Raw genomic sequence first — 13,028 nt, 5'->3', positions numbered from 1 at the left:
CTTTTTTATGAAATGTTTATCAGAATAAAACAAATTAAAAGCTTAAATTTGAAATAAAAAGAAATATGAAAAAACTAGTAACCTTGTTTTCAGTAGTAGCTTTGTTTTGTAGTTGCCAAAATCAAGCGCAAAAAAAGCCAACTGCAACAACAGCAAAAACAACACCTATGGCAAAAGAAACAATTTATCAGTTTAAAGTAGAAGATTTAGGCGGAAGTGATTTTGACTTTTCAACGTTAAAAGGAAAGAAAATTTTAGTTGTAAATACGGCTTCTGAGTGTGGTTTAACACCACAATACGAACAATTACAAGCTATTTATGAAAAATACAAAGATCAAAACTTCGTAATTGTAGGTTTTCCAGCAAATAATTTTGGTGCTCAAGAGCCAGGAAGTAATACAGAAATCGCAACTTTTTGTCAGCAAAATTATGGTGTTTCATTTCCAATGATGGCTAAAATTTCTGTAAAAGGAGATGATATGCATCCAGTTTATAAATTCTTAACACAGAAAACTAAAAACGGATTAGAAGACAGTGATGTGAAATGGAATTTTCAAAAATACCTAATCAATGAAAATGGTGAATTGGTTGATGTAGTGGATCCAAGAACATTACCAACAGATCCAGTTATTATCAATTGGATTGAAGGGAAATAATTTAGTTTTCAGTTTTCAGTCTCAGTTTGCAGAATTTGTTGACTGCGACTGAGAACTGCGACTAATTCTAAAGCATTTTTTGCATAAAAACAGAATGCAACCATCGGTTAAACTTAAAGCCTGATTCTTTAATAAAACCAACTTCCTCGAAACCAAATTTCTTATGAAAATCGATGCTGTTCGTGTTTTCTGAATCGATTACACCAATCATGGTATGCAAATTTTGTTTTTTGGCTCTTTCAATTAATTCGGTGAGTAATAATTTTCCAATTCCTTTACCAATGCAGTTTTTATTTGCATAAACTGAATGCTCAACAGTGAATTTATACGCTTCTCTAAAGCGAAATTCACTATAGTAACCAAAACCTACTATTTCATTATCTAATTCGGCTACAATTACAGGAAATCCTTTATGAAGTTTTTCTTCAAATATAGCTTTTTGTGTGTTTAATGTTCGAACATTGTAATCGTACAAAGCAGTTGAGTTTAAAATTGCTTCGTTGATGATGTCTAAAATTGCAGGGCAATCTTGTATTTGGTAGTCTCTAATTTTTATATCCATTTCGTAAAGAAATTACGTAGTAAAAGTACTAAAAACCTTTTCAACTTCGTAACTTTGTAGCTCAGTTATTTTTAAAAATGATGTATCCAAAAATTCCTTTAGCGCAAAGCATTATCGAAATTTGCCAACAAAAAGGAGTCCAACATATCGTAATTTCACCAGGTTCGCGCAATGCTCCTTTGACAATTGGATTTACTAACAATCCGTTTTTCAAATGTTACAGTATTGCTGACGAGCGTTGTGCTGCATTTTTTGCTTTGGGAATTGCCCAACAAATTCAGAAACCTGTTGCTGTTGTTTGTACTTCGGGTTCTGCGGTTTTGAATTATTATCCTGCGGTGGCAGAAGCTTTTTATAGCCAAATTCCGTTAGTTGTTATTTCTGCGGACAGACCACAAAATAAGATTGATATTGGCGATGGACAAACGATTCGTCAGGAAAATGTTTTGGGGAATCATTGTTTGTATAATGCCAACTTGAATGAAGAAGTTTCTGTTGAAAACGACAATCACATTCAAACAGCATTGCATGTTGCTATTTCGAAAAAAGGACCAGTTCATATCAATGCACCATTTGAAGAACCTTTGTATGAAACAGTTTCTGAATTACAAGTACAACCTGAAATTAATAATTTCAATAAAGTAGAAAAGCCTTTTTCATTAGAAACTAGTATAAAAGAATCTTGGACAAAAGCCACTAAAAAATTGGTTTTGGTAGGAGAGTTGTTTCCAAATTCGGTTGAACAAAAGTATTTAGATATCTTAGCGAATGATCCAAGTGTGGTGGTGCTAACGGAAAAAACATCCAATTTGCATCATCCGTCATTTATAGATCAGATTGATACTTTGATTACACCATTTTCAGATGAAGATTTTAAAGCTTTTCAACCTGAAATTCTTTTAACTTTTGGAGGAATGGTAGTTTCTAAACGTATTAAAGCGTTTTTAAGAAAGTACAAACCTGCTCATCATTGGCATGTTGATACATTACGTGCTTATGATACTTTTGGTGCGTTAACCAATCATTTTGAAGTTGAAATCAATCCTTTTTTCAAGGAATTACTTGAGGTAAATTCTGTTGAAAGTAACTACAAATCGAAAATTGCGGAAATTTGGAAAGATAGAGTAGTGAAACATAAATCTTATTCGAAACAAATTCTGTTTTCTGATTTTAAAGTATTCGATTTTATTTGTAAAAATATTCCAGCGAATATCCAATTACAAGTTAGTAATAGTTCGGCAATTCGTTATTTGCAATTGTTTGATTTAGACAAAAGTGTACAAGTGTTTTGCAATCGAGGTACAAGTGGTATTGATGGAAGTACTTCAACTGCCATCGGAGCAGCATTAGTTTCTGATTTGCCTACAATGTTAATTACAGGTGATATCAGTTTTTTATACGATAGTAACGCTTTGTGGAACAATTATATTCCAAAAAACTTCAAAATCATTTTATTAAACAATAGTGGTGGTGGGATTTTTAGAATTTTACCAGGTCATCAAGAAACCGAAACGTTCAATACCTATTTTGAAACGTCACACCAATTGAATGCTTCGCATTTATCCAAAATGTTCGGATTTGATTATTTTGAAGCAAATGATGAAACTTCGCTTGCAAAACAATATCAATTATTTATTAGTCAGAACGAAAAGCCAAGTATCTTAGAAATTTTTACTCCTGAAAAAGAAAACAATGGTATTTTGTTGGAGTTTTTTAGAAGTTTGAAATAAATAAAAGCGCAACTTTTCGGTTGCGCTTTTTGTTTTAAAAGTTATTAGCTATTAGATTTATTAGTTACTCTTTTATAAATTTATGCGTAATGGATTGTCCGTTGTTTTTATAGAAATGACAGATATACATTCCTTCAGAAAGTTGGGTTAGATTAATTTTATCATTTTGAATAGAACCTTGCATTACATTTTGTCCAATTACATTAAAAATTTCAAACTTTTCTATTTCGGTTGAATTCAAAATATTCAATTCATCTTTAACAGGATTTGGATAAAAAGAAATAGCAGTATTCTCAAAGCTTTCTGCACTTAATGTACTACATGGGAATAAGATTGGATTTGCATAAGAAGTAGCAGTTCCATCTCCTAAATAACCGCCACTATAACCCCAAGCATATAAAGTGTTGTCTTCTTTTACAGCATAAGAACTAGAATAACCTGCTGAAACTGATTTCCAATTGGTATCAGTTCCTACTTGAACTGGTGCATGACTTATTGGAATCATTATACTACCGTTTATCCATCCATAAGAACCCCATTGCCAAAGTGTTCCATCCGATTTTATTCCGATAGCATGAAAGTTTCCAGCCGCAATATCTTTCCAAGTGCTGTTTCCAATTTGAACAGGTCCAGTTCTATTAATAGTTGTACCATCTCCTAAACGGCCATTTTCATTATTTCCCCAAGCCCAAAGTGTTCCATTAGTTTTTAATGCAAGTGTATATCGATCACGAGCAGCCGAAATTTTCTGCCAATCAGAATCTGTTCCAATTTGCGTTATATTATAAACAGTGATGGTAGAACCAACTCCTAAATCTCCAGAATTGTTTCTGCCTATTCCCCATAAAGTTCCATTGTTTTTGATAGCAAATGTTTTGAAATAGCCACCATAAATTTTATTCCAATCGGTATCTGGACTTAATTGAACAGGACTTGTAACAACGTTTGAACCGCCATTTTTTAATTCGTAAGCGCCGTTATTTCCCCAACCCCAAAGTGTGCCATTTGATTTTAATGCAACTGTATGTAGATTTCCTGGAGATATTACAGACCAATCAGAATCAGTGCCAACTTGCACTGGAACATAACTATCTGTTGTAGTTCCGTTGCCAAGTTGTCCAACAGCATTGTTTCCCCAAGTCCACAAAGTTCCGTTTTGATGAATCGCTACTGTGTGCATACGCGCATGATTGATGTCTGCCCAATCGCTTCCGTTTATTGTTGGAATTGGTGAACTTTGTAGTGTAGTTGTATTGTTGCCTAGCTGACCGTATTGATTTTTTCCCCAAGTAAGTGTAGTTCCATCAAGAAGAAATATTGTTATGGTGTCATCAGAGCAAACAACTTTGTCAACACAACCTTGTGAGTAATTGTAAATAGAAAAAAAAGTAAAAAAAGAGAGTAGAATTTTTTTCATTTGAGTTGATTTTAATTGTTAGTAGCTGTTTTTATTTTGCCTTAATCATGTATTAGTTATTATAATTTATTTCATTCTATTTAATTCTGTTGCATCATGAATTGCACCAATAGCTTCAAAAACTTCATCTTGACATTGTTTTTCAGACCAACCTTTTGACGATAATTCTTTTCTAACTTCAATTTCAGTTTTATCTTTTACTAAATGATAATAAGCAAAATCAACAACTTCAGTTGGAATTCTTTCTAATTGATAAACAGTTATAGATGTTATTAATTTTAAAAGCCCAAAATAATATGTAATTACAAATTGTAAAACCCAACTAATTACTAGACCTATCCAACCTGTATTTAATTTTTTAATAGTTAGGCCATGTTCTAATCTAAGCTTAATAAATTCAAAGAATCCAATTCTATCATAGTTGTTTTCTCTTAAAATTATTTCATATTGGAAATATTGATTTAGAACATAAATTAATATAACCATTCCAATTAGCAAATATTGAAGCTTTTTAAATTCTGTAAAATTTGATAACTTAATCATTTGGTTTAATGAAAAACCAATTATAAAAGCAACTACAAATTCAAAAAGACCAATTATATAAAATCCATTTGTCGATAGTTTAGCAATAATAAAACTTATAATTATAGAAATAATTAGTCCTCCTATGACAGGAATAGTAAAGTCAGGTTTTTTATTTTTTGTTGGATTAGGAAGGCTGTCGGGTATGATATAGTCATCCCAATTATTTTTTTTATCAACTTCTATTTCTATTTTTTCTAAAGCTTCTTTATCATAATTTTTTTCTATTTCTTTTAAAGTATGAATAAATAATTTAACTCTTTTTGAGTTACGTCCATTATCCCACATTTCATTTCCTAATGATTCACTTTTAACGTTAACTTTGCCGTGACTAAAGTTAATTGTAATTGATTCTGTCCATTTATCAAAACCAAAATTATTTTCTTTTCGTCTAGCTTCAATATTTGTTTGATCTTTATAAACTAAATCCCATTCTAATTTTTCAATAGTTTTCTCAGCAATTGGAATAAAAGTCTTTTCGCTTAAATTAGTTCTAAATTCTTCTTCAAATTTTGGTGACCAACCAAAACTGTGTTTTTTTTTAATCGTTTTTTCGTAAGCTTTTAAACTTTCTTCCATTTTTTATTTGTTAATTCCTTTGCAATATAGCAAAATTCGTACAAAGCTAAGTTGTAGTTTTTCTACAGTTTATGTTAAAATTTAACTTGTTGTTATAAAAAAAAGCCTCAAATTAATGAGGCTTTTTTTAGAGTAATATTGTGGCAAACTACCAATCGCTTTTTGATGCGTTAGATTTAGCCATTTCTTTTTTAATGTCGCTTTTAATGGTTGCAATTGTAGAATTGATTTCTGCATAATATGCTTTAAGAGTTTCCATTAATTTTGGATTATCTACTGCTTTTTCCGAAGCCAATTTATCAAACATTTTCTCTACAGTTGTTTCAGCACTCGACTTTACAAAGATATTTTTTATTTCGTATTTATATTTGCCATCTTTTGACATAATAGAAATAGTATAAAATAATTTTACTTTTGTCTCGCTTCCGTTTGCCTTAATTGTCATGAAAGAATATTGGGTATCACTAACCGATAGAGCTTCCTTGTCCTGTTTAATCTTATCCTGTGTTTCTTTATAAATATTTACAAAGAACATTTTGGAGTTACTAAACAAGTCGTCTTTTGTTTTTCCATCCGCAGATACAACTTCCGTGAAAATAATCTGCCCGTTTTCATTCAATGGAAATTCAAATTTTTCTTGGGCATTCATGGTGAACGAAGTCAATACTAATAATAAAAGGATTTTTTTCATATTTATGGAGCTTGGTTAAATAATAGTTTAGTTGAATACAATGATAATATATTTTTTTTAAAATATAAAAACCTTTGAAATAAAATACGTTTTCAATTTAGCCTATTATTAATTAATACAAGTAATCATGAATTATTACCATTTAAAAGGTTGTCTTATTATAAATTGTTTTTTTGTATGAAAATAATGAAGTAGCCATTGAAGCAAACCGCTGTTTTGTGAAGCCATTATCAGAGGTTATATATAAATGATAAACGGATTGGAATATTTTGTATATCATTAGCTTCGTTGTCATAAATAATAGGCGTAAAATAAATTTTAATCCATGTTGTACTTTTTTCTGAATTACTCCAACCAAGTATATGAGCGTAACTTATTTCTCCCAATATTCTATCATAATTTGATTTTGGTCGAACATCATGTTTATCTGAAACCACTAGAATTTTAGAATAGCTAATTCCAACTCCAATATTATTCGAGGGTGAAAATTTCCATAAACCTTCAGAGATTAAGTTTAAATGCATGAAACTAGGGACAGACGAGTTGTTTGTCTGATTAGTATTTTTATCATCATTTGAGCCAGGAACATATCCTATTTTAGGTCCTAGATTTATTGAAAAATTACTAGTTGAAATTACAGATCTAGTATATCCTACATTTGCAAATCCCAAGTTTCCCAAAATTCCAAACTCAATATTATTTTTCAAATTTTGTTCAAAAGAAAAGTAGCTACAAATTGTCAAGTTTAAAAAGATTAAGATTTTTATTTTCATTGTAGGTTTATGGTTTTATACAACGTTTCACTGTTTGATTTCAGTGGCGTAAACCAGCCCAAACCCTAAGAAAAACAAACTTATTTTATAAGATTCGGAGAATTTTTAAAATAGTAATAAAAAAAACATTACTTATAACTTTTGTTATCTAATTTTTTTTAATTTTTAGTTCCAATCCAATTGCCATTCATTTCAGCTTCAGAATTGTTCCAAATTCCGTTAGCGTTATTTCCATTAAGTTGTCCAATAAATTCACCACCAACATCAGAAGTGCCAATTGTAGCTGTTAATTCTCCATTGTTATTAACACTTCCTTGAATTTGATAGTTATCTGAAAAAGTTATTGAATAAGCAGTTCCACTGACAGTTCCATTTGAAGACACATTCACATCCCATGTGCCCGTATCATCACCATTAAATGTTCCACTCCAATTACCAACGAAATTACTGTTAATATTAGAAGATGAATCATCATTATTTAAACACGAAAAATTAATAATTAAAATTAGAATTAAGACTGCTTTTTTTAATAAATTTTTCATGAATTTTAGTTTGAAATTTTGTGATTTGTATATACGCTACAAACATTCGCTTATCAATCCTAATTTTGTTAGTTAAGCGCTACTGAGTTGCGTTTTTCAAATATAAAAAAAAAGTTGCAACTTACTTCAAAAAAAAATCCCCAATTGCTTGAGGATTCTTAATATCAATTAGAAAATCAAATTATTTTCTTTTCATTACTTTTTCTACTGCTTCAACAATCGCTTGATTGTTTAATTTGTATTTTTCCATTAATTGGTCTGGTGTTCCACTTTCTCCAAAACTGTCGTTTACTGCCACAAATTCTTGTGGTACTAGGTGGTTTTGAATTAATGTTCTAGAAACACTTTCTCCTAAACCTCCAATAATGTTATGTTCTTCTGCTGTAACTACGCAACCTGTTTTCTTAACCGATTTTAAAATCGCTTCTTCGTCTAACGGTTTAATCGTGTGAATGTTGATTACTTCAGCTGAAATTCCTTTTGCTTCTAATACTTCTGCCGCTACTAAAGCTTCCCAAACCAAGTGTCCAGTTGCAATAATAGTTACATCTGTTCCTTCGTTTAACATAATCGCTTTTCCAATTACGAAAGGCTCATCTGCAGGCATAAAGTTAGGCACTACGGGACGACCAAAACGTAAGTAAGCAGGTCCGTGGTGATCTGCTAAAGCAATTGTAGCTGCTTTTGTTTGGTTGTAATCACAAGTGTTGATAACGGTCATTCCAGGTAACATTTTCATCAAACCTATGTCTTCTAAGATTTGGTGAGTAGCTCCGTCTTCTCCTAATGTTAATCCAGCGTGAGAAGCACAAATTTTTACATTTTTATCTGAATATGCTACCGATTGACGAATTTGATCGTAAACTCTTCCTGTAGAAAAGTTAGCAAATGTTCCTGTGAAAGGAATTTTACCCCCAATTGTTAATCCAGCTGCAATTCCAATCATGTTTGCTTCAGCAATTCCAATTTGGAAAAAACGCTCTGGGTGATTCTTTTTGAAATCATCAAATTTTAACGATCCAATTAAATCAGCACAAAGTGCAACTACATTTTCGTTTTTTTGACCTAATTCAGTCATTCCAGCTCCAAATCCCGAACGAGTATCTTTGCTTCCTGTGTTTATATATTTTTTCATTTGTTTGTCGCTATATGCTTTATGCAGTATGCTTTAAGCGAATTACATAATTGCGTATTGCTTATGGCATATTGCTTACTGCTATTAATAATCTCCTAAAGTTTCAACATTTTGTTCTAACGCTTTTGCTAGTTGCTCATCATTTGGCGCTTTACCATGCCAAGCGTGTGTGTGCATCATATAATCTACACCGTTACCCATTTCTGTATGCAATAAAATACAAACTGGTTTTCCGTTACCCAATTTTGATTTTGCCTCAGCTAAACCAGCTTTGATAGCGTCAATGTTGTTACCTTCTTTAATTTCTAAAACAATCCAATCAAATGCTTCAAATTTAGCTTTTACGCTACCCATTGCCAAAACTTCGTCTGTTGTTCCGTCAATTTGTTTACCGTTTAAATCGATTGTTGCAATTAAGTTATCTACTTTTTTTGCAGAAGCATACATAATAGCTTCCCAGTTTTGACCTTCTTGTAATTCACCATCACCTAAAAGTGCATACACTAAATTGTTGTCGTTGTTCAACTTTTTAGCTTGTGCAGCTCCAATTGCTACCGACATTCCTTGTCCCAATGAACCAGATGCCATTCTTACTCCAGGTAAACCTTCGTGAGTGGTAGGGTGTCCTTGTAATCTTGAATTAAGTTTTCTAAATGTTGCTAATTCAGAAACTGGGAAATAGCCACTTCTTGCTAAAACACTGTAGAAAACGGGAGAAATATGTCCGTTTGATAAGAAGAATACATCTTCACCAATTCCGTTCATATCAAAACCTTCTTTGCGTTTCATAACGTCTTGGTAAAGTGTAACCAAAAATTCAGCACATCCCAAAGAACCTCCTGGGTGACCTGAATTTACGGCATGAACCATACGAAGAATGTCTCTTCGAACTTGTGTTGTAAAATCCTGTAGTTGTTGCGTGTTAGACATTATAAAATGTATATAAGTTAATTAATTGCAAAAGTAATTTTATTTTTTGGTGTTACAAATCATTTTAAGAGAAGTTATTAATAATCAGTGTTAATCATAAATAATTCTAAAATCTAAATTCTAAAATCTAAAATAAATTATCTTTGCGGTTCGTAAAAGCACAATATGAAGTTTGATTTATTAAAGAAAGACCCAAAAAGTCAAGCAAGAGCAGGTGTTGTCACAACAGATCATGGTGTGATTGAAACTCCAATTTTTATGCCTGTAGGAACGGTAGCTTCTGTTAAAGGAGTTCACCAAAGAGAATTAAAAGACGATATTAATCCTGATATTATATTAGGGAATACATACCATTTATACCTTCGTCCGCAAACTGATATTTTAGAAAAAGCAGGTGGATTGCACAAATTCATGAATTGGGATAGAAATATTTTAACCGATTCTGGTGGATACCAAGTGTATTCTTTGTCTTCCAATAGAAAAATTAAAGAAGAAGGTGTAAAGTTCAAATCACACATCGACGGATCGTATCATTTCTTTTCGCCAGAAAATGTAATGGAAATCCAACGTACTATTGGTGCCGATATTATTATGGCATTCGACGAATGTACGCCGTATCCATGTGATTATCGTTATGCAAAACGTTCGATGCACATGACACATCGTTGGTTAGACCGTTGTATCAACCATTTGGAAAAATTACCTTTTAAATATGGGTATGAACAAACATTTTTTCCAATTGTTCAAGGAAGTACTTATAAAGATTTAAGACAACAATCAGCTGAATATATTGCAAATGCAGGTGCTCAAGGAAATGCTATTGGAGGATTATCAGTAGGAGAACCAGCAGAAGAAATGTATGCAATGACAGAAGTTGTTACGGCAATTCTTCCAGAAGATAAACCAAGATATTTAATGGGTGTAGGAACGCCTATCAATATTTTAGAGAATATCGCGTTAGGAATTGACATGTTCGACTGTGTAATGCCAACTCGTAATGCAAGAAATGGTATGTTGTTTACAGCTAATGGTTCTATTAATATCAAAAATAAAAAATGGGAAGCCGATTTTTCTCCAATTGACGAAATGGGACATACTTGGGTAGATACAGAATATTCAAAAGCGTATTTACGTCACTTGTTTGCTTCAAATGAGTTTTTAGGAAAACAAATTGCTACTATTCATAATTTAGGATTTTATATGTGGTTGGTTCGTGAAGCAAGAAAACAAATTCTGGCAGGAACTTTTAGAGAGTGGAAAGATAGAATGGTGGTTCAAATGAGTCAACGATTATAAAATAAGAATATAGAACTGAGAATATAGAACAAAGAAGGCAATTTAAGATTTGGTTTAAGCAAAATTGTCTTTAATCTTTTTTCTATTCTCTTTACTCTTGCAAGATGAGAATAATAGATAAGTACATTTTAAAGCGCTATTTAGTCACTTTTTCGGTGATGTTGATTATGTTTATTCCTATTGGAATTACAATTGATGTTTCGGAGAAAGTCAACAAAATGATTGAAAAGAAAATTCCATTTGTAGATATTTTGGTTTACTATGGAGATTTTACAGTGTATTTTGCCAATTTGTTATTCCCAATATTTTTATTCTTATCCATTATTTGGTTTACTTCAAAGTTGGCCAACAATACTGAGATTATTGCGATTTTGAGTTCGGGAATTTCTTTCTATCGATTTTTAAGACCATTTATGTATGGAGCTGTAATTGTTTCCATTTTTGCGTTATTAATGGGATTCTTTTTGGTGCCAAAAGCAAGTAAAGGTTTTAACGATTTTAGATACCAAAATTTAAAAGGGAATTCGCAAACTAGAGAAACAGCGGATATTTTTAGACAAATTAAAAAAGATGGAAAGCTTGAGGAGAATATTTATGTAAGCAATTACAATTATTTATCACAAACAGGTTTCAGCTTTACTTTTGAGAAATTTGAAGATAACGTATTGGTTGAAAAAGTAACAGCAAATAGAATTCATTATGATGAGAAAACCAAAAAGTATGAACTTTATGGATATAATCAACGAATTGTAGGTGTAACGGATGATATTATAAGATCAATTGATAAAAATGAAGTTGCATACAATTTTGAACCAGATGATTTAACTCCAGTAGTTTATATTGCCGAAACCATGACGATTGGTGAACTGAATTCGTTCATTAATAAAGAAAGAGCTCGTGGAAATGCAAACATAAATACGTATTTGGTAGTTTTTTATAAAAAGTTTAGTTTACCAATTTCAGCTTTTATTTTGACGATTATTGCCGTAGCTGTTTCTTCAATGAAACGCAGAGGAGGAATGGGAATAAATTTAGCGATTGGAATTGTTATTGCTTTTACGTTTATTTTCTTTGATAAGGTTTTCGGAACTTTAGCTGAAAAATCGAGTATTCCTCCATTCTTAGCAGTTTGGCTTCCTAATTTAGTTTTTGGAATTTTAGCAGCTTACTTACTTCGCAATGCAAAACGATAATTTAAAAAGCTACTTACATCTTCACGTAATTGTTTTTATTTGGGGATTTACTGCCATACTTGGTAAGTTAATTTCATTACAAGCTTTAGATTTAGTTTGGTATCGTATGGTATTTGCTTCATCAATCATGACGGTTGTAGTGTTGTTGAATAAAGAAAAAGCAAAAGTTCCGTTTAATATTTTTGTTGGCTTTGTTGTTGCCGGAATTATTATAGCAGTACATTGGCTCACGTTTTATCAAGCTATAAAGGTTTCTAACGTTTCTATTACATTAGCATGTTTGTCTACAGGCGCTTTTTTTGCCTCTATTTTAGAACCCATTTTTTACAAGCGAAAGATAATTTGGTACGAATTGCTTTTTGGAGTAATTGTAATTGTTGGTTTAGGAATCATATTTAATGTAGAAACCAAATTTAAAGCTGGAATTTATCTTGCAGTAACGTCTGCCTTTTTATCTGCATTATTTTCTGTGATAAATGGGAAATATGCGAAAGAATACGATCCAAATATTATTTCTTTGTACGAATTATCAAGTGGCGTATTCTTTTTAAGTTTGTATTTGTTTTTTACAGGAAGTTTTACACCAGCATTTTTTAGTATCTCAGTTAACGATTTAATCTGGTTATTTTTATTGTCATCTATTTGTACAGCTTATGCTTTTTCAGCTTCAGTAAAAGTGATGAAATTTTTGAGTCCGTTTACTGTTATGCTGACAATCAATCTAGAACCTATCTACGGAATCATTTTAGCCTTATTAATTTTTGATGATACCGAAGAAATGTCGCCCTTATTTTATATAGGAGCTTTGATAATTTTAGCTACTGTTATTGCTAACGGAATTGTAAAAAGTTATAAAAAAGTAGCAACTAATTAACGATTAGTTTACTATTGTTAATTGAAAATTTTATCTTTGTCACAACAAACACAAACCCTAATAAACCG

The 13,028-nt window shown here is 31.5% G+C and carries 13 protein-coding genes; 5 read left to right on the top strand and 8 right to left on the bottom strand.

Annotated elements, in window-relative coordinates:
• Positions 1-65: 65 nt before the first annotated feature.
• Entirely contained in the window at positions 66-656 is a 591-nt protein-coding gene (locus LOS89_RS09175; protein WP_231834972.1) for a glutathione peroxidase, read from the top strand.
• A gap of 67 nt (positions 657-723) precedes the next feature.
• Here the strand turns inward: LOS89_RS09175 and LOS89_RS09170 are convergent, their stop codons facing one another.
• Positions 724-1,218: a GNAT family N-acetyltransferase gene (locus LOS89_RS09170; RefSeq protein ID WP_231834971.1), complete on the bottom strand. Its 495-nt coding sequence runs from the start codon at positions 1,216-1,218 to the stop codon at positions 724-726.
• Positions 1,219-1,295: 77 nt separating this feature from the next.
• Between LOS89_RS09170 and menD the strand changes: the two genes are divergently transcribed.
• Positions 1,296-2,948 (top strand): 2-succinyl-5-enolpyruvyl-6-hydroxy-3-cyclohexene-1-carboxylic-acid synthase, encoded by a 1,653-nt coding sequence (menD, locus tag LOS89_RS09165; RefSeq protein ID WP_231834970.1) that lies wholly within the window; start codon positions 1,296-1,298, stop codon positions 2,946-2,948.
• Positions 2,949-3,012: 64 nt separating this feature from the next.
• Here the strand turns inward: menD and LOS89_RS09160 are convergent, their stop codons facing one another.
• The 7 genes from LOS89_RS09160 to LOS89_RS09130 all read right to left on the bottom strand — a co-directional run bounded on the left by LOS89_RS09160 (position 3,013) and on the right by LOS89_RS09130 (position 9,600).
• Positions 3,013-4,365 (bottom strand): RCC1 domain-containing protein, encoded by a 1,353-nt coding sequence (locus LOS89_RS09160; protein ID WP_231834969.1) that lies wholly within the window; start codon positions 4,363-4,365, stop codon positions 3,013-3,015.
• Between the two features lie 66 nt (positions 4,366-4,431).
• The gene (locus tag LOS89_RS09155) at positions 4,432-5,526 is read right to left on the bottom strand and encodes a hypothetical protein (RefSeq protein WP_231834968.1); all 1,095 of its coding nucleotides are present in this window, start codon (positions 5,524-5,526) and stop codon (positions 4,432-4,434) included.
• Positions 5,527-5,674: 148 nt separating this feature from the next.
• A complete protein-coding gene (locus tag LOS89_RS09150; protein ID WP_231834967.1) occupies positions 5,675-6,217 on the bottom strand; it encodes a DUF4468 domain-containing protein in 543 nt (180 codons plus the stop codon).
• A gap of 230 nt (positions 6,218-6,447) precedes the next feature.
• Entirely contained in the window at positions 6,448-6,990 is a 543-nt protein-coding gene (locus LOS89_RS09145) for a hypothetical protein (RefSeq protein ID WP_231834966.1), read from the bottom strand.
• A gap of 158 nt (positions 6,991-7,148) precedes the next feature.
• A complete protein-coding gene (locus LOS89_RS09140; protein ID WP_231834965.1) occupies positions 7,149-7,532 on the bottom strand; it encodes a hypothetical protein in 384 nt (127 codons plus the stop codon).
• Positions 7,533-7,713: 181 nt separating this feature from the next.
• Entirely contained in the window at positions 7,714-8,667 is a 954-nt protein-coding gene (locus LOS89_RS09135) for a transketolase family protein (RefSeq protein ID WP_231834964.1), read from the bottom strand.
• Between the two features lie 84 nt (positions 8,668-8,751).
• Entirely contained in the window at positions 8,752-9,600 is an 849-nt protein-coding gene (locus LOS89_RS09130) for a transketolase (RefSeq protein WP_231837056.1), read from the bottom strand.
• 162 nt (positions 9,601-9,762) lie between these two features.
• Here LOS89_RS09130 and tgt point away from each other — a divergent pair, with 162 nt between their 5' ends.
• The 3 genes from tgt (at position 9,763) to LOS89_RS09115 (ending at position 12,960) form a co-directional block, all read left to right on the top strand.
• Positions 9,763-10,893, top strand: a complete 1,131-nt coding sequence (gene tgt / locus LOS89_RS09125) for a tRNA guanosine(34) transglycosylase Tgt (RefSeq protein ID WP_231834963.1) — start codon at positions 9,763-9,765, stop codon at positions 10,891-10,893.
• Between the two features lie 104 nt (positions 10,894-10,997).
• Positions 10,998-12,086 carry an LptF/LptG family permease gene (locus LOS89_RS09120; protein WP_231834962.1) on the top strand — a complete coding sequence of 363 codons (1,089 nt, stop codon included), beginning with the start codon at positions 10,998-11,000 and terminating at the stop codon, positions 12,084-12,086.
• Positions 12,073-12,960 (top strand): DMT family transporter, encoded by an 888-nt coding sequence (locus tag LOS89_RS09115; RefSeq protein WP_231834961.1) that lies wholly within the window; start codon positions 12,073-12,075, stop codon positions 12,958-12,960. Before LOS89_RS09120 ends, LOS89_RS09115 begins: the two co-directional genes overlap by 14 nt.
• Positions 12,961-13,028 lie beyond the last annotated feature (68 nt).

Source organism: Flavobacterium channae (genome assembly GCF_021172165.1).
Taxonomy (GTDB): Bacteria; Bacteroidota; Bacteroidia; order Flavobacteriales; family Flavobacteriaceae; genus Flavobacterium; species Flavobacterium channae.
Note: the sequence above shows the minus strand (reverse complement) of the source record. Positions and strands in the feature narration are given on the sequence as shown.